The organism is Serratia sp. 121840015-1 (assembly GCF_053627655.1).
Genome location: NZ_JBSEYF010000001.1, coordinates 1,748,834 through 1,765,747 on the forward strand (window position 1 = coordinate 1,748,834; position 16,914 = coordinate 1,765,747).

Below are 16,914 nucleotides of genomic sequence, written 5' to 3' on the forward strand. Positions count from 1 at the left end.
GTGTTGTGCTCTACTGCCGTTCAATTTTTACACGCTTGCCGTCGAAATAGATAATTGATTGTGCAGATCAATTACTCTGTATCGATCGGTACGCTCGATCAATATTTAGACATCACCGTCGCGAGCCTCACAAGTGACACTGTCACTCATTCGTTACGTTGAATTCCCTTGCGGGACAAGGCTATACTCGCTGGAGCTTCAATCCACCCGCCGTCTGCCACGGCACAGCCAATTCAGAGGAATTATGCGCTTACTCCATACCATGATCCGCGTCGGTGACCTGCAACGCGCCATCGACTTCTACACCAAGGTATTAGGCATGCGCCTGCTGCGCACCAGCGAAAACCCAGAGTACAAATACTCGCTGGCTTTCGTCGGCTATACGGAAGAAAGCGAAGGCGCGGTTATCGAACTGACCTATAACTGGGGCACCGACAGCTACGACATGGGCACCGCCTTCGGCCACCTGGCGCTGGGCGTGGACGACGTTGCCGCCACCTGCGACAGCATCCGCCGCGCAGGCGGCAAGGTCACCCGCGAAGCCGGCCCGGTGAAAGGCGGCACCACGGTCATCGCCTTCGTCGAAGATCCGGACGGCTACAAAATCGAGCTGATCGAAAATAAACATGCCGGTCAGGGCCTCGGCCACTAAGCCTCCCCTTCAGGGCGCGCTGCGCCCTGCTGATTCTCCGCGCAATAGCGCCTGCAACCGGGCGCAAAATTTGCCATAATGCGCGCTGCATTCGATGAAGATAAGAAACTGATGGCCGAGAAAAGTGATCTTAACGCCCTGAGTGGTCGTTTTCGTGGGTTTTATCCCGTAGTAATAGATGTTGAAACCGCCGGCTTCAACGCCAATACCGATGCGTTGCTGGAGATCGCCGCCGTCACGCTGAAAATGGATGAAGACGGCTGGCTGCAGCAGGACGAGACCCTGCACTTCCACGTGGAGCCTTTCGAGGGCGCCAACCTGCAGCCGGAAGCGCTGGCGTTCAACGGCATCGATCCGCACAACCCGCTGCGCGGCGCGGTCAGCGAATATGACGCGCTGCACGCCATTTTCAAAGCGGTGCGCAAAGGGCTCAAGGATCGCGGTTGTAACCGGGCCATTATCGTGGCACACAACGCCAACTTCGATCACAGCTTCCTGATGGCCGCGGCCGAGCGCGCCGGCCTGAAGCGCAACCCGTTCCATCCGTTCGCCACCTTCGACACCGCCGCGCTGAGCGGCCTGGTGCTGGGCCAAACGGTGCTGGCGAAAGCCTGCATCGCCGCCGGCATGCCGTTCGACAGCAGCCAGGCGCACTCCGCCCTGTACGACACCGAACAAACCGCCCTGCTGTTTTGCGAGCTGGTTAACCGCTGGAAACGTCTCGGCGGCTGGCCGCTGCCCGCCGGCGACCTCGCCGAATAAGCCCAATAAAAAAGGCGGCCCAGTTTGCACTGGCGCCGCCCATTGCGCGATAACCGCAAGCCTGTCGATTAAGACTGTTGGTCTTCCTGCGCTTTATACTTTTCCGCAGTTTCTTTGATCAGCTGCTGCAGTTCGCCGCGCTGATACATCTCGATGATGATATCGCAACCACCGACCAGCTCACCGTCTACCCACAGCTGCGGGAACGTCGGCCAGTTGGCGTATTTTGGCAGCTCAGCGCGGATGTCCGGGTTTTGCAGAATATCCACGTAGGCGAAACGCTCGCCGCAGGCGGACAGCGCTTGCACAGCCTGTGCGGAGAAGCCGCAGCTCGGCAGCTTAGGCGAACCTTTCATGTACAGCAGAATCGGGTTTTCAGCGATCTGGTGCTGAATTTTTTCAAGTGTCGTCGTCATTTATTGCTTCCTCAAGCCACATTTCATGGCTACAACATGCATCACGCGGGCTATTGTAGCGGCTGGAACAGTCGCAAGAAAACGCCATCTTTTGCAAGGATATTCGCCCGCCGCCGATCGCGTTTCACCGGCCACGTCATTCCGGTCAAAACATACGTCGAGAATAACATTTTTAATCCGAGCATTTCACTAATATATTGCGTCGCGATGACGGCGAGGATTAATTATATCCCCACCGCCAACTGGCGCTTTTTCATACATCAACAGGCTGATTTTGAACCAAAAAAAATGTCATTAACGTTTTCTCACAATATGGATTATTATTTATGAGTTCTTCGCTGTTTTATATGGCGAAATTCGGGAATACTGTAACTCTTTCGATATCCGTTTCGGGGCCAAGGTTGGTGACGTCGACATGCGTTTAATTCTTACGCTCTTTGCGCTGCTGTTTACGCAGCTCTTCTTCAATTTGGCGCACGCTGCGCCACAGGCGCGTGTCGCCGCCGAGCAGCGTAAAAGCCATGCCAATGAAGCGCGGCCCGATGACCGCAGAAAAAAGAAAGCGGACAAAGCCGCCAAAAAAGCCAAAGTGACGGCCCCCGAGAAAAAAACCAAGACCGCCAAGGCAAAAAGCGAGAAAAGCGCGAAAAAGATCGTCAGCGCCAAACCCAAGGCCAAAGCGCAGAAAACCGCCAAGATTAAAGTCACCCCGCCGAAAAAAGGCTATAAAAAAGGCTATGGTCGCCACCGCGAAGCCGGTATGGCCACCGCCAAACTGGCGCGTGAAGAAAAGCCGTTGAAACTCAGCCCCGCGCACAAAAAACGCTACCAGCACGCCAAGCAGACCGCGATGGCCAAGCTGATGGGACAGATGGGCAAACCTTACCGCTGGGGCGGCAGCTCGCCGCGCACCGGCTTCGATTGCAGCGGCCTTATCTATTACGCCTATAAAGACGTAGTGAAAATCAAGATGCCGCGCACAGCCAACGAGATGTATCACCTGCGCGATGCGGCGCCGATCAAGAAGAGCGAACTGGAAAGCGGCGATCTGGTGTTCTTCCGCATCAACAACCGCGGCGTGGCGGACCATGTCGGCGTCTACCTCGGCAACGGCAAGTTCATCCAGTCGCCGCGCACCGGTGAAGAGATCCGCATCAGTCAGCTCGACAACGACTATTGGCAGAACCACTACATCGGCGCACGCCGCGTAGTGACGCCGAAAACCATTCGTTAATGCCCTGTTCTGCGCGGTTGCGGCCCCGGTCGCAACCGCCTGCTCAAGCTATCGCCCATCGCACTTCCCCACGCGCATTTCTCGCTTTTCCTCCTGTTTTTTATGATGAAAATTGTTAAGATTGAATGACCACAATAAAAAACGGCCCATACGGCTCTCGCCCCGGCGGGAAGCGAATGGCGCTGTAAAGGAGGAAGCAATGTCGTTTGAATTACCTGCATTACCGTATGAGAAAAACGCGCTCGAGCCGCACATCTCCGCCGAGACCCTGGAATACCACTACGGCAAACACCACAACACCTACGTGGTTAACCTGAACAACCTGGTGAAAGGCAGCGAGTTCGAAGGCAAATCGCTCGAAGAGATCATCAAGACCTCTAACGGCGGCGTCTTCAACAACGCCGCGCAGGTGTGGAACCACACCTTCTACTGGCACTGCCTGTCGCCACAGGGCGGCGGTGAACCGCAGGGCGAACTGGCGGCGGCAATCGTCAAATCCTTCGGCTCTTTCGCTGCGTTCAAAGAGCAGTTCACCGATGCCGCAGTGAAAAACTTCGGTGCAGGCTGGACCTGGCTGGTAAAAAAGCCGGACGGCGCGCTGGCGATCGTCAACACCTCCAACGCGGCCACCCCGCTGACCGGTGAAGACAAACCACTGCTGACCGTCGACGTGTGGGAACACGCGTATTACATCGATTACCGCAATGCGCGTCCAAAATACCTGGAAAACTTCTGGGCGTTGGTCAACTGGACCTTCGCAGCGGAAAACCTGGCGTAAGCGCAGGTTCTGAGGTGATAAGGCGCAGCCAGGCTGCGCCTTTTTTATAACCGGGGGTAAATCAGTTCAACGCGGCAACGAAGCTGAAAGCGATAATGACCGCCAATGCGCAGACGGTGGTGAACAGCGACATCTTCAATTCGGTATCCATGACAACTCCTTTAAAATGGGCTTTCCTAAGGATAAAAGGCGCACAATTAGTACGTCAAATCATTTTCCCACAGTTCGCCGATAAAATCTTGTTATCATTTCCCGGTTTATAATCTCGATTACCTCTTCCACTTTTGTTCAATATGCGACAAAATTCGCAGTTCACAACTGCGTACCGGCATCCATGCCCCTCCTGATTAAGCGCTGAAGACTTCAACACACTAAAAACTCAGTTTTCGCTTCTCTGGAGAAGGATCTACGTAGGCAAACGATTAACATCACACTTACATGCTGTAAACATGTGAGTTCAGGAGTCATTCCTTACATGGCAACGATTAAAGATGTGGCCAAACGCGCGGGCGTTTCCACCACCACCGTTTCGCACGTCATCAATAAGACTCGTTTCGTCGCCGAAGAGACCAAAGCGGCCGTGTGGGCCGCCATCAAAGAGCTGCACTACTCGCCGAGCGCCGTGGCGCGCAGCCTGAAAGTCAATCACACCAAGTCGATCGGCCTGCTGGCCACCTCGAGCGAAGCGCCCTACTTTGCCGAAGTGATCGAGGCGGTGGAAAACAGCTGCTACAGCAAAGGCTACACCCTGATCCTGTGCAACTCGCACAACAATCTCGACAAGCAGCGCGCCTACCTGGCGATGCTGGCGCAAAAGCGCGTCGACGGCCTGCTGGTCATGTGCTCCGAGTACCCGGATCAGTTGCTGGGCATGCTGGAAGACTACCGTAACATCCCGATGGTGGTGATGGACTGGGGCGCCGCGCGCGGCGACTTCACCGACACCATCATCGATAACGCATTCGAAGGCGGCTATCTGGCCGGCCGTTACCTGATCGAACGCGGTCACCGCGAGATCGGCGCCATTCCGGGCCAGCTGTCGCGCAACACCGGCGGCGGCCGTCACCAGGGCTTTATGAAGGCGCTGCAGGAAGCGCATATCGACATTCGCGAAGAGTGGATCGTCCAGGGCGACTTCGAGCCGGAGTCCGGCTACAAGGCGATGCACCAAATTCTGTCGCAAAAACAGCGGCCGACCGCGGTATTCTGCGGCGGTGATATCATGGCGATGGGTGCCATTTGCGCCGCCGACGAGCTGGGCCTGCGGGTGCCGCAGGATATTTCCGTGATCGGCTACGACAACGTGCGCAACGCCCGCTACTTCACCCCGGCGCTGACCACCATTCACCAGCCGAAAGAGCGCCTGGGCGAAATGGCCTTCACCATGCTGCTGGATCGCATCATCAGCAAGCGCGAAGAGTCGCAGGTGATCGAAGTGCATCCGAAGCTGATCGAACGCCGCTCGGTCGCCGACGGGCCGTTCATCGACTACCGCCGCTAATCCCCCGCGCCGGAAGCCTGCGCGGCTTCCGGCTTCGCCTCGCTCAGCCACTCCTGATTCAGCGTCTCCCCATCGCCCAGATACGCCAGCAGCCAGCTCATCGCCGGTGACGGTTTATCCTGCTGCCAGGTCAGGCAGCACGGGCTGGCGGGAAACGGCTGCTGCAGCTGCAACGCCTTCAACTCACCGCGCTGCACCCGCGGCAGCGCCAGATGCGCCGGCATCATACCGACGCACAACCCGGCGCACAGACAGTCGAGCGCCGAGGTCCAGTCCGGCACCACCAGCCGCCGCTGGTTATCCAGCGTCCAGGTGACGCGCTTGGGCAGATTGCGCGAAGTGTCTTCCAGACAAAGCGCAGGGTACGGCCTAAGCCGATCGTCATTCAGCGGCCCTGCCAGTTGCGCGAGCGGGTGCTGTGGGCTGACCACGCACAGCCAGTTCATATACCCCATGTCGCGAAAGGCGAAGCCGCCGCCGACCGGCACCGCGCGGGTGGCACCGATCGCCATGTCCGCTCTGCCGTCCACTAACGCATCCCACACGCCGTTAAACACCTCGGGTTGCAACATCAGTTCGACATCGGGGAAATGCCGGTAAAAATCCAGCACCAGCTGGCGGCTGCGCTGCGGTTTGACGATGATGTCCACGGCGATATTCAGCTGGCCGCGCCACCCGTTGGCCACCTGCTGACAGTGGCGGCGGGTGTCGAGCATTTTTTTGATAACAACTCGCGCATCCTTGATAAACAGCGCACCGGCCGGCGTCAACTCCACATCGCGGTGACGCCGCTCAAACAGCGGCACCGCCAGCCATTGTTCCAGCTGCCGTACCGTGTAGCTCACCGCCGACGGCACCCGGTGCAGCTCCTGCGCCGCCGCGCTGAAACTGCCGGTACGCGCCACCGCGTCGACCACTTCAAGAGAATATTCAGACCACATCGCTTTGCCTTCAATTTTTTTAACAGCACTTTGCAAATATTACCGTTTCACAAGCAGAGATCCAGCCGGATACACTGGCCGGCGCTAAAAACCTGCGACACTAAAATATTAACGAGAAATACCATGCGAAATTCCTTTGGTTTTATGTTCTATCTCGCCGGCCTGAGCATGCTGGGTTATCTGGCGACCGATATGTACCTGCCCGCCTTTGGCGCCATGCGGGAGGAACTGCAAATTTCCGCCGGCGCGGTCAGCGCCAGCCTGAGCATCTTCCTGGCCGGCTTCGCCTTCGCGCAGCTGCTGTGGGGGCCGCTCTCCGACCGCCTGGGCCGCAAACCGGTATTATTGATCGGCCTGACGCTGTTCGCCCTCGGCTGCCTGGGCATGCTGTGGGTGGAGAACGCCGTGCAGCTCTGGATCCTGCGCTTTATTCAGGCCGTCGGCGTCTGTTCCGCCGCCGCCATCTGGCAAGCGCTGGTGGTCGACCGCTATCGCGAAGGCCAGGCTAATCGCGTATTCGCCACCATCATGCCGCTGGTCGCGCTTTCGCCGGCGCTGGCGCCGCTGCTGGGCGCCTGGCTGCTGAACCACGCCAGCTGGCGTGCGATCTTCGCCGTGCTGCTGGCCATCACCGCCCTGCTGCTGCTGCCGACGCTGTTGCTCAAAGATCGCGCCAAAACGCAACCCACCGCCGATGCGCCAAAAAACGGCGTCAGCTTCTGGCAACTGTTGAAATCCCCGGTGTTCAGCGGCAACGTCGCCATGTACGCCGCCTGCTCGGCCGGCTTCTTTGCCTGGCTGACCGGCTCGCCGTTCATCCTCGGTGATATGGGCTACGGCCCGAGCGACATCGGTCTGAGCTATGTGCCGCAAACGCTGGCTTTTCTGCTGGGGGGCTATGGCTGTCGCGCCGCGCTCAAGCGCATCAATGGCAAAACCCTGCTGCCGTGGCTGCTGGTAGCTTATGGTGTCAGCATGGTGGCGCTGTATCTGGTGGCGACCCTGACCGCACCGACGCTCACCACGCTGCTGATCCCGTTCTGCGTGATGGCGCTGGTCAACGGCGCCGGCTATCCGATCATGGTGGCGAATGCGCTGATGCCGTTCCCGGAAAGCAGTGGCAAGGCCGCCGCGCTGCAAAATACGCTGCAGCTGGGGCTGTGTTTTGTGGCGAGCATGCTGGTGTCGGCGTTCATTGCCCAGCCGCTGTTGGCGACGGTGACGGTAATGGTATCGACGGTGATCCTGGCCGCGCTGGGGTATTTCCTGCAGCGGGGAAAAGCCGTTGACGCGCAGCAAAAGGCGCAGCGGGAACATGCTAACTCAGCGTCATAATTACCAAGTTTAATAATCACTTAAAGAATATGCGTGCCGAGTGCGATTTACAGTTGAGTCAACGCCTCGGCACGCCTATACTCAAAAACAACCTTGTAAAGTAACACCTTATAATCTCTATATCTCAATTAGCACTTGTGTACGCGCTTTGCGTCACACTCTTTTTTAAGGATGCGTTTATCCCGCGCCGTTCGCGCCGGGTCGTTTCTTTAAATTTCCTCTGTTCATAGTCGGATATCAGACGCCGCGGGCCTATTTTCCGCCGGTAAACGTATGCACCCGCAGAAATTGTCTAAGCTGTTTCCTAACGGGTCATCAGTCAGAAGAAGGTGATGGAGAAGCTATGAGTTCATCGTGTATAGAAGATCTGAGCATCCAGGACAATCAGTGGTACCGTATCGCGCACGAAATGCTCGGTCTGGCCGGCATTGAAATCAACGGATCGCGCCCTTTCGATATTCAGGTTAAAAACCCCGATTTCTTTAAACGCGTCCTGCAGCAAGGGTCGCTGGGCCTGGGCGAAAGCTACATGGACGGTTGGTGGGAGTGCGAACGGCTGGATATGTTCTTCCAGCGCGTGGTCAGCGCCGGGCTGGAGAAGAAACTCCCCCACCACCTGAAAGATACCCTGCGTATCGCCGCCGCGCGCCTGACCAACCTGCAATCGAAAAAGCGCGCCTGGATCGTCGGCAAAGAACATTACGATCTCGGCAACGATCTGTTTACCCTGATGCTCGATCCTTACATGCAATATTCCTGCGGCTACTGGAAAGACGCTACTACGCTGGAGGAAGCGCAGGAAGCGAAGCTGCGGATGATCTGCGAAAAACTGCAGCTGCAACCGGGCATGCGTTTGCTGGACATCGGCTGCGGCTGGGGCGGTCTTTCCGCCTATGCGGCGAAGCATTACGGCGTGTCAGTGGTCGGCGTAACCATTTCTGCCGAACAGCAGAAGCTGGCTCAGGCGCGCTGCGCCGGGCTGGATGTGCAGATCCTGCTGCAGGATTACCGCGATCTGCATCAGCAGTTCGATCGCATTGTCTCGGTCGGCATGTTCGAGCACGTCGGGCCGAAAAACTACCGCACCTATTTCAACGTGGTAGAACGCAATCTGGCGCCGCACGGCCTGTTCCTGCTGCACACCATCGGCTCCAACAAGACCGATATGAACGTCGATCCGTGGATCAACAAGTACATTTTCCCGAACGGCTGCCTGCCTTCAGTGAGCCATATTGCCGAAGCCAGCGAGGGCCATTTCGTGATGGAAGACTGGCACAACATCGGCGCCGACTACGACCGCACGCTGATGGCCTGGTTCGAGCGCTTCAAACAGGCGTGGCCGCAGCTTGCCCCGCGCTATTCCGAACGCTTCGAGCGGATGTTCAGCTACTACCTGAACGCCTGCGCCGGCGCGTTCCGGGCGCGCGATCTGCAGCTGTGGCAGGTGGTGTTCAGCCCGAAAGGCGTTGAAGGCGGCATTCGCGTCGCGCGCTGAACGTTTCCCCAATAAAAAAGCCCCGGTAACATCATCGCCGGGGCTTTTTTTTGCTCTTTCGGATGCTGCGGGTTAACCGCAATAAACGCGAATGATTTTATCGTTGCTATCGCCAAGGAAGTTCAGGCGGCGCAGGTTGAAATCCATGGTAACGGCAGAGTTGTACGGAATGGCGCGCACCTTGGCGTCGATCCGCACGCCTTCCAGCGAGGTCATCGGCTTACCGACGAAGTTTTGATACTGCGAAGCGCCGCAGGTATCGTCCGCATCGGCCATTTGCGCGCCGGCGCCCTGCTCAGGTGAGCTGCTGCAGGCGCTCAGCGCCAGCAACGCGGTTAACAACAACGTTTTCCCATAAAACTTCACGCGTTTCTCCTCTCTGCTTATGATTCGATGCCGGCGGCAACGCCAGAATCGCTGTCAGTCTTTGTGCGCCGGCGCCATCGCCGCCGCCAGCGTCGCTTCCCGGTTGGCCAGCACGCGCTCGACGGTATCCACCACCGCCTGCGTTTGCGGATCGATTTCGATGTTCACCTTATCGCCCAGGCGTTTCTTACCCAGCGTGGTGCGATCCAGCGTTTCCGGGATCAGGTGCACACAGAAACGATTATTCACCACTTCGCCGATGGTCAGGCTAATGCCGTCGATGCCGATGAAACCTTTGTGCAGCACATATTTCATCAATTCCGCATTCGGCATGCGCAGCCATACCTGGCGGTTATTTTCTGACGTATAAATCTTGGCCACTTCCGCCGTGCAGATAATATGGCCGGACATCAAATGACCGCCAATTTCGTCATTGAACTTCGCCGCGCGCTCGATATTGACGATGTCGCCCAGCGCCAGATCGCCGAGGTTGGTCAGGCGCAGCGTTTCCTTGATCAAATCGAAGCTGACGCGGTTGCCTTCCACCTCGGTCACGGTCAGGCAGCAGCCGTTATGGGCCACCGACGCGCCCAGCTCCAGCCCCGGCAACAGCTCGGCAGGCATCTCGATCACGTGGGTGCGGAAATTGGGTTTCTCATCAATGGCGACCAGCGGCGCGGTGCCTTGTACGATACCGGTGAACATATGTGCCTCTTCTTACTAATAGGTTAAAACGCTCCCGGCAGTTTGCCCCAGTTGGCGCTGAAAACCAAATCCGCGTAGGCAAAAAACGCGGGCCTGCGCATTTAATAACTATTTATCTGCGGCGTTTGCTTAACGACGCCGAGCAGGTACAATATTTTTGACAAAATTCCGCTATTTTAATTGTTGTCCTCTCGCGGCAGCCCTCCCTCCCACATATATAAATAGAAAGGTGTATGCGTGCAGAAGTACTTAATTGAAGCGCGTAGTTTATTGGCTCTCGCTATCCCGGTCATCATCGCGCAAATATCGCAAACCGCCATGGGCGTGGTGGATACCATCATGGCCGGCGCCTACAGCGCCACCGACATGGCGGCGGTTGCGGTCGGCACTTCAATCTGGCTGCCGGCCATCCTGTTCGGCCACGGCCTGCTGCTGGCGCTGACCCCGGTTATCGCCCAGCTTAACGGCGCCGGGCGGCGCGATCGCATCGCTCACCAGGTGCGCCAGGGTTTTTGGCTGGCTTCCGGCGTGTCCGTGCTGCTGATCGTGGTGCTGTATAACTGCAAGTTCGTCATCGACATGATGCACAACATCGACCCGCAGCTGGCGGATAAAGCCGTCGGTTATCTGCACGCCATCATGTGGGGAGCGCCGGGTTACCTGTTCTTCCAGGTGATGCGCAACCAGTGCGAAGGCCTGTCCAAAACCAAGCCCGGCATGGTGATCGGCTTCCTCGGCCTGCTGGTGAATATCCCGATCAACTACATCTTCATCTACGGCAAGTTCGGCATGCCGGAGCTGGGTGGCGTCGGCTGTGGCGTCGCCACCGGCAGCGTCTACTGGATCATGTTCCTGATGATGCGCTGGTACGTGAAGCGCGCGCCCTCGCAGCGCGACATCAAACGCCAGGCAGGCGATCTCGGCGGCCCAGACTGGGCGGCGCTGAAGCGCTTGATCGGCATCGGCATGCCGGTGGCGCTGGCGCTGTTCTTCGAAGTCACGCTGTTCGCCGTGGTGGCGCTGCTGGTTTCGCCGCTGGGGATCGTTGCGGTCGCCGGCCACCAGATCGCGCTTAACTTCAGCGCGCTGATGTTCGTGCTGCCGCTGTCGCTGGGCGTCGGCGCCACCATCCGCGTCGGTTACCGTCTGGGGGAAGGTTCGGTTGAAGGCGCCCGTGTCGCCGCCTACTCCGCCATCGGCGTCGGCATCACCATGGCCGTCTGCACCGCGCTGTTTACCGCCACCTTCCGCGAACCGATCGCCCTGCTGTACAACGACAGCCCGGCGGTGGTGGCGATGGCGTCGCAGCTGATGCTGCTGGCGGCGCTGTACCAAATCTCGGATTCTGTCCAGGTGATCGGCAGTGGCGTGCTGCGTGGTTATAAAGACACCCGCGCGATCTTCTTTATCACCTTCATCGCTTATTGGGTGTTGGGCCTGCCGAGCGGCTATCTGCTGGCGTTAACCGATGTGGTGGTGCCGGCAATGGGGCCAAGCGGTTTCTGGATCGGCTTTATCATCGGCCTGACCTTCGCCGCCATCATGATGGCGCTACGCATGCGCTGGCTGCAGAAACAGCCGACCGCCGTCATCCTGCAGCGATCCACGCGCTGAGCCCGCGCCCGGCCGGTTTCATCCCCGGCCGGGCTGCGGTTTGCGGAAAAAAACGCCGGACTGCGCACAACCTCAGCAATCGCGTGAAATACCGAATAAAATTGCGCTTTTCCCCTTGCCAGCACGCGGGTAGCTCGTTAATATTCGTCCCCGCTGTCAGCCATGACAGACAGGAAAAGATGCGTCCGTAGCTCAGTTGGTTAGAGCACCACCTTGACATGGTGGGGGTCGGTGGTTCGAGTCCACTCGGACGCACCAAATTCCTGAAGCCGTACAGTGCGTCCGTAGCTCAGTTGGTTAGAGCACCACCTTGACATGGTGGGGGTCGGTGGTTCGAGTCCACTCGGACGCACCAAATTTCAGAAGCAGTGCAGTGCGTCCGTAGCTCAGTTGGTTAGAGCACCACCTTGACATGGTGGGGGTCGGTGGTTCGAGTCCACTCGGACGCACCATATTGCTGATTCATCTCTCCCCCTATCGCGTTATACTTCCCGTTGTTTCGTCTCTGCCCGACCGCCTGACTTTTATGTCGATCGCGCCGTGCTACCGCCATCAGCCACCAGGAACGCCACATGACCACCTTTACCGCCAAAACCGCCTTTTTATCGCTCGACAATGGCCTTGCCCGCCGTGAAGGCGTGATGAGCGACGGTTCGCCGGCGGCAGAAGTGCGTTTCGAGGCCGGCGCCTTCGGCCAGCTGCAAAAGCCCCCGCACGCGCGGCAAACCCGGGTGATCTCCGGTGAATTCGAGTTTACCCTCGGCGGTGACACCCGGGTGGTACGGGCCGGCGAGAGCCTGATATTGCCGGCCAACGTCGCCAGCGGCTGCTTCTGCCTGAGCGCCGGCGTGCTGCTGGAAATTCCCCAAACGCGTTAAACCTGTATTTACAGCATGGTTATTTGCGCAACAAGCGGCCCGCAACGCGTTGCATTTGCGCCACATTTGCCCCCGTTTTGACATATCCGCCGCGCCGCCGCGGTTTTTTATTTTGTTTCCCACCGCTTAGCCTTTATAATGCGCAACGTCTATCAGTTGAATGGTTTCAGCCCTTGATCTGCGAAAACGCTATAACAACACGATCTGATCTTACCCCGTTGCGCAGCATCCCCGCGCCCCCGCGCGGGCTGAATTTTTCCGCCCCGCTTCAACTGTCGTCACCTATCCTTAACTATGTTTTTCACCACCAGGCACGGCCCAAATTCCCTACCGGCGTAAACCGCGCCGGTCAAATTCGTTTTTTTATCCATCACAACTTGTAGAAAACTCCGCCATGAAAAAGACCAAAATTGTTTGTACCATCGGTCCAAAAACCGAATCGGAAGAAATGCTGACCAACCTGCTCAATGCGGGCATGAACGTGATGCGTCTCAACTTCTCTCACGGCGACTATGAAGAGCACGGCAACCGCATCAAGAACATGCGCGCCGTGATGGCGAAAACCGGTATCAATGCCGGCATCCTGCTGGATACCAAAGGCCCGGAAATTCGCACCATGAAACTGGAAGGCGGTAAAGACGCCTCACTGGTCGCCGGCCAAACCTTCACTTTCACCACCGACCAGAGCGTGATCGGCAACAGCGATCGCGTAGCGGTCACCTACGCCGGCTTCGCCGCCGACCTGAAGATCGGCAACACCGTGCTGGTAGACGACGGCCTGATCGGCATGGAAGTCACCAACGTGACCGAAAACGAAGTCATTTGTAAGGTGCTGAACAACGGCGATCTCGGCGAGAACAAGGGCGTCAACCTGCCGGGCGTTTCCATCCAGCTGCCTGCGCTGGCCGAAAAAGACAAACGCGACCTGATCTTCGGCTGCGAACAAGGCGTCGACTTCGTGGCAGCATCCTTCATCCGCAAGCGCTCCGACGTGCTGGAGATCCGCGAACACCTGAAAGCCCACGGCGGCGAGCAGATCCAGATCATCTCCAAGATCGAAAACCAGGAAGGCCTGAACAATTTCGACGAGATCCTCGAAGCGTCCGACGGCATCATGGTTGCCCGTGGCGACTTGGGCGTCGAGATCCCGGTCGAAGAAGTGATCTTCGCCCAGAAGATGATGATCGAGAAATGCAACCGCGCGCGTAAAGTGGTGATCACCGCCACCCAGATGCTCGACTCCATGATCAAGAACCCGCGCCCTACCCGCGCGGAAGCCGGCGACGTTGCCAACGCCATCCTGGACGGTACCGATGCCGTCATGCTGTCCGGCGAGAGCGCCAAGGGCAAATACCCGCTGGAAGCGGTCAACATCATGGCCACCATCTGCGAGCGTACCGATCGCGTGATGCCTAGCCGCATCGATACCCTGAACGACCGTCGCAAGCTGCGCATCACCGAAGCGGTGTGCCGCGGTGCGGTAGAAACCGCCGAGAAACTGGACGCGCCGCTGATCGTCGTCGCCACCAGCGGCGGCAAGTCAGCGAAATCCGTGCGTAAATACTTCCCGAACGCAGTGATCCTGGCGCTGACCACCAATGAAACCACCGCGCATCAGCTGGTGCTGAGCAAGGGCGTTATCCCGCAGATGGTCAAGGAAATCGCCTCTACCGACGACTTCTACCGCATCGGTAAAGAAGCCGCGCTGGCCAGCGGCCTGGCGCAGAAAGGCGACGTTGTGGTGATGGTTTCCGGCGCGCTGGTGCCGAGCGGCACTACCAACACCGCCTCGGTACACGTGCTGTAATATAAAACGTGACATAATTACCTTGATCAAAACGCCGCTTTGCGGCGTTTTTTTTTATCGGCAGTAAACTATTTTTCTCAAAACGCAACCGCGATCCGCTCATTATTTAGCTAATAACAAATCGGAGTAGTCCCATGGAAGCCGGCTGTTTTCCCTCGTTTTTTTAACTAATTTGTAAAACCAGATGCAAGTTTGAGCGAACGATCAAAATAAAGCACCTCAACACTAAAAAATTATTCTCTTTCGAAAAAAGTTTGTGTAATACTTGTAACGCTACATGGAGATTAACTCAATCTAGAGGGTGTTATAATGAATCGTACTAAACTGGTACTGGGCGCGGTAATCCTGGGTTCCACTCTGCTGGCTGGCTGCTCTAGCAACGCTAAAATCGATCAACTGTCTTCTGACGTTCAGACTCTGAACGCTAAAGTTGATCAGCTGAGCAACGACGTGAACGCAATGCGTTCTGACGTTCAAGCGGCTAAAGACGACGCAGCACGCGCTAACCAGCGTCTGGACAACCAAGCTCACGCTTACAAAAAGTAAGTTAGCTTTGGTTATTGAAAACGGCGCACATTGTGCGCCGTTTTTTTTGCCTGCTCATCGGCCCGGGGGTTCTCCTTCGGCAGACAAAAAAAGAGGCTCAGCACGCTGAACCCCTCTTCGACCGCTCAGTCCTGCAAACTTAGTTCACTGAACTGATTGGCGCTGCCTTGAATGGGCTCTTATTCGCCGCAGGCGCCGCTACAGGCGTTAAACTCACCTCAGACGGGCTCTCCCCCACGTTGACCAGCACCGGCATGCCAGAACGGCGTACAACCGCGCTATCGAACACGGCGCGATCGGTTTGCCCATCTGCAGCGAAGGCTTTCTCCGCTTTAGACAACGCAATCGGCATGGTCTGCGGATCGTCGCTTTCTACCCGCGACAGCGGCTGGTGCACTTCCACATAGCGTTTGCCGTCCGGCTCAACCGAAATCTTCACCGGATCGTTGATCACCTGCACCCGCGTACCACGCGGCACCTGGTTGAACAGCGCTTCGATATCCGTCGGACGCAGACGGATACAGCCGGAGCTGACGCGCATGCCGATCCCGAAGTTGGCATTGGTGCCGTGGATCAGGTATTCACCGCGCCCCATCGCCAGACGCAGGGCGAACAGCCCCATCGGGTTCTCAGGGCCGGCCGGCACCACCGCAGGCAGCGTCACGCCTTGGGACTGATAGCGTTTGCGGATGTTGGCGGTAGGCGTCCAGGTCGGGTTGGGGATCTTCTGGCTCACGGAGGTCACTTCCAGCGGCGTGTGCATCCCGGTCTGGCCGATACCGATCGGATAGACGATCACTTTGTTCTCGCCTTTCGGATAGTAGTAAAGGCGCAGCTCAGCCAGGTTGACGATGATCCCTTCACGCTTGGTATCAGGCAGCAGCATTTGGGTCGGAATGGTCAGCACCGTACCCGGCTTAGGCAGGAACGGGTCGGTGCCGGGGTTGGCTTCCAGCATGCCCAGCAGGCCAATCTTGTAGTCGGCGGCGATCGCCTCCAGCGGACGGCCGTCGTTTGGCACGGTATAAGTGGTGTTTTCACCGATCAGACGGCTGTCCGGCGGCGGCAGCGGGTACTCGGTCGCACTGGCGGCCTGCGTGCCGGCCAATACGGTGGCGAAGACCATGCCCATTAAACTCAACGCACGTTTCATTATCATCCCTATATTTTTTATGACGGTTCGTCCCCAAGGCTAACGAGCGCCCGGCGGCGGGTAAATCAGACAATACCTGATTAATACTAGCAATGCTGGCATCAAAGGCAATAAGTTCTCTAAAAATCAACACGTTATAACGTAATCACCGCCGTTGATTGTCAACGAAACGTCAACGGATAAGCTGCTGAAATATCACTGAATTGGGGATGTTATCTGGGGGGAAAGCGTGGATTGTAAAGGCTCATTGACAAAACGAATGTATCAATGAGCCCTCAAGAACGGGGGCGTTCAGGCTCAGGCCAGCTGCGTGGCTTTACTGCGAATGGCGCGGATCATCGCCTCCAGCCCCTGTGAACGCGAAGGCGTCAGGTGTTGGCTGAGCGCCAGCTCGGCGAAAAACGGCCGCACGTCGAGCTCGACAATCTGCTGCGGCGTCAATTGGCGATACAGAATAAACACCACCGCCAGCAGGCCTTTGACGATCGCCGCGTCGCTGTCGCCGTGAAACTCGACCTGCCCTTGCTCATCGAGGCGCATCACAATCCACACCTGGCTCTGACAGCCGGAGATCAGGTTGCCGGCCTGCCGCTCAGCCTCGTCCAGCGGCGGCAATTTGGCGCCGAGTTCAATCACGTACAGGTATTTCTCCTCCCAGTTCAAACAGCGGGAGAAATTTCGCACCAATTTATCTTTGTCCGGCAAATTCGCCATGGGGATCCTTTTGTACC

The 16,914-nt window shown here is 57.5% G+C and carries 18 protein-coding genes and 3 tRNA genes; 14 read left to right on the plus strand and 7 right to left on the minus strand.

Features of this window, described 5'->3' with window-relative positions; genetic code table 11:
- Positions 1-244: 244 nt before the first annotated feature.
- The gene (gene gloA / locus ACUXAC_RS08415) at positions 245-652 is read left to right on the plus strand and encodes a lactoylglutathione lyase (protein ID WP_004931325.1); all 408 of its coding nucleotides are present in this window, start codon (positions 245-247) and stop codon (positions 650-652) included.
- Between the two features lie 78 nt (positions 653-730).
- Positions 731-1,414: a ribonuclease T gene (gene rnt / locus ACUXAC_RS08420; RefSeq protein WP_038874795.1), complete on the plus strand. Its 684-nt coding sequence runs from the start codon at positions 731-733 to the stop codon at positions 1,412-1,414.
- 68 nt (positions 1,415-1,482) lie between these two features.
- Here the strand turns inward: rnt and ACUXAC_RS08425 are convergent, their stop codons facing one another.
- Positions 1,483-1,830: a Grx4 family monothiol glutaredoxin gene (locus ACUXAC_RS08425; protein WP_004931329.1), complete on the minus strand. Its 348-nt coding sequence runs from the start codon at positions 1,828-1,830 to the stop codon at positions 1,483-1,485.
- A 415-nt stretch (positions 1,831-2,245) separates the two neighbouring features.
- Between ACUXAC_RS08425 and ACUXAC_RS08430 the strand changes: the two genes are divergently transcribed.
- Positions 2,246-3,064 carry a C40 family peptidase gene (locus ACUXAC_RS08430; RefSeq protein WP_048233575.1) on the plus strand — a complete coding sequence of 273 codons (819 nt, stop codon included), beginning with the start codon at positions 2,246-2,248 and terminating at the stop codon, positions 3,062-3,064.
- 199 nt (positions 3,065-3,263) lie between these two features.
- A complete protein-coding gene (gene sodB, locus ACUXAC_RS08435; RefSeq protein WP_004931333.1) occupies positions 3,264-3,842 on the plus strand; it encodes a superoxide dismutase [Fe] in 579 nt (192 codons plus the stop codon).
- Positions 3,843-3,903: 61 nt separating this feature from the next.
- Here sodB and cydH read toward each other — a convergent pair whose 3' ends face one another.
- Positions 3,904-3,993, minus strand: a complete 90-nt coding sequence (gene cydH, locus ACUXAC_RS08440; RefSeq protein WP_019455989.1) for a cytochrome bd-I oxidase subunit CydH — start codon at positions 3,991-3,993, stop codon at positions 3,904-3,906.
- Positions 3,994-4,317: 324 nt separating this feature from the next.
- Between cydH and purR the strand changes: the two genes are divergently transcribed.
- The gene (gene purR / locus ACUXAC_RS08445) at positions 4,318-5,343 is read left to right on the plus strand and encodes an HTH-type transcriptional repressor PurR (protein WP_141969106.1); all 1,026 of its coding nucleotides are present in this window, start codon (positions 4,318-4,320) and stop codon (positions 5,341-5,343) included.
- Here purR and punR read toward each other — a convergent pair.
- The gene (punR, locus tag ACUXAC_RS08450; RefSeq protein WP_197833868.1) at positions 5,340-6,284 is read right to left on the minus strand and encodes a DNA-binding transcriptional activator PunR; all 945 of its coding nucleotides are present in this window, start codon (positions 6,282-6,284) and stop codon (positions 5,340-5,342) included. The genes purR and punR overlap by 4 nt on opposite strands.
- Before the next feature lie 123 nt (positions 6,285-6,407).
- Between punR and punC the strand changes: the two genes are divergently transcribed.
- A complete protein-coding gene (punC, locus tag ACUXAC_RS08455) occupies positions 6,408-7,619 on the plus strand; it encodes a purine nucleoside transporter PunC (RefSeq protein ID WP_343179883.1) in 1,212 nt (403 codons plus the stop codon).
- 343 nt (positions 7,620-7,962) lie between these two features.
- Complete coding sequence (cfa, locus tag ACUXAC_RS08460; RefSeq protein ID WP_038874787.1) at positions 7,963-9,114, plus strand: cyclopropane fatty acyl phospholipid synthase; 1,152 nt, start codon at positions 7,963-7,965, stop codon at positions 9,112-9,114.
- Between the two features lie 72 nt (positions 9,115-9,186).
- On the opposite strand, the gene ACUXAC_RS08465 is transcribed toward cfa, so the two are convergent.
- Complete coding sequence (locus ACUXAC_RS08465) at positions 9,187-9,480, minus strand: I78 family peptidase inhibitor (protein ID WP_038874785.1); 294 nt, start codon at positions 9,478-9,480, stop codon at positions 9,187-9,189.
- A 54-nt stretch (positions 9,481-9,534) separates the two neighbouring features.
- Positions 9,535-10,185: a riboflavin synthase subunit alpha gene (locus tag ACUXAC_RS08470; RefSeq protein WP_253334584.1), complete on the minus strand. Its 651-nt coding sequence runs from the start codon at positions 10,183-10,185 to the stop codon at positions 9,535-9,537.
- Positions 10,186-10,422: 237 nt separating this feature from the next.
- On the opposite strand from ACUXAC_RS08470, the gene ACUXAC_RS08475 reads away from it, so the two are divergent.
- From ACUXAC_RS08475 to ACUXAC_RS08505, 7 genes are all read left to right on the plus strand, one after another.
- Positions 10,423-11,799 carry an MATE family efflux transporter gene (locus ACUXAC_RS08475; protein WP_060419181.1) on the plus strand — a complete coding sequence of 459 codons (1,377 nt, stop codon included), beginning with the start codon at positions 10,423-10,425 and terminating at the stop codon, positions 11,797-11,799.
- A gap of 181 nt (positions 11,800-11,980) precedes the next feature.
- Positions 11,981-12,057, plus strand: a tRNA-Val gene (locus ACUXAC_RS08480).
- A gap of 20 nt (positions 12,058-12,077) precedes the next feature.
- Positions 12,078-12,154: transfer RNA gene (locus tag ACUXAC_RS08485), tRNA-Val, on the plus strand.
- Positions 12,155-12,174: 20 nt separating this feature from the next.
- Positions 12,175-12,251, plus strand: a tRNA-Val gene (locus ACUXAC_RS08490).
- Between the two features lie 120 nt (positions 12,252-12,371).
- Positions 12,372-12,677 carry a cupin domain-containing protein gene (locus ACUXAC_RS08495; RefSeq protein ID WP_060419183.1) on the plus strand — a complete coding sequence of 102 codons (306 nt, stop codon included), beginning with the start codon at positions 12,372-12,374 and terminating at the stop codon, positions 12,675-12,677.
- A 394-nt stretch (positions 12,678-13,071) separates the two neighbouring features.
- On the plus strand, positions 13,072-14,484 hold the full coding sequence (gene pykF, locus ACUXAC_RS08500) for a pyruvate kinase PykF (protein ID WP_060419184.1): 1,413 nt from the start codon (positions 13,072-13,074) through the stop codon (positions 14,482-14,484).
- Between the two features lie 309 nt (positions 14,485-14,793).
- Positions 14,794-15,030 carry a major outer membrane lipoprotein gene (locus ACUXAC_RS08505; RefSeq protein ID WP_004931354.1) on the plus strand — a complete coding sequence of 79 codons (237 nt, stop codon included), beginning with the start codon at positions 14,794-14,796 and terminating at the stop codon, positions 15,028-15,030.
- 139 nt (positions 15,031-15,169) lie between these two features.
- Here ACUXAC_RS08505 and ACUXAC_RS08510 read toward each other — a convergent pair whose 3' ends face one another.
- On the minus strand, positions 15,170-16,183 hold the full coding sequence (locus ACUXAC_RS08510) for a L,D-transpeptidase family protein (RefSeq protein WP_049200270.1): 1,014 nt from the start codon (positions 16,181-16,183) through the stop codon (positions 15,170-15,172).
- A 297-nt stretch (positions 16,184-16,480) separates the two neighbouring features.
- A complete protein-coding gene (gene sufE, locus ACUXAC_RS08515; RefSeq protein WP_060440061.1) occupies positions 16,481-16,897 on the minus strand; it encodes a cysteine desulfuration protein SufE in 417 nt (138 codons plus the stop codon).
- Positions 16,898-16,914: the final 17 nt, after the last annotated feature.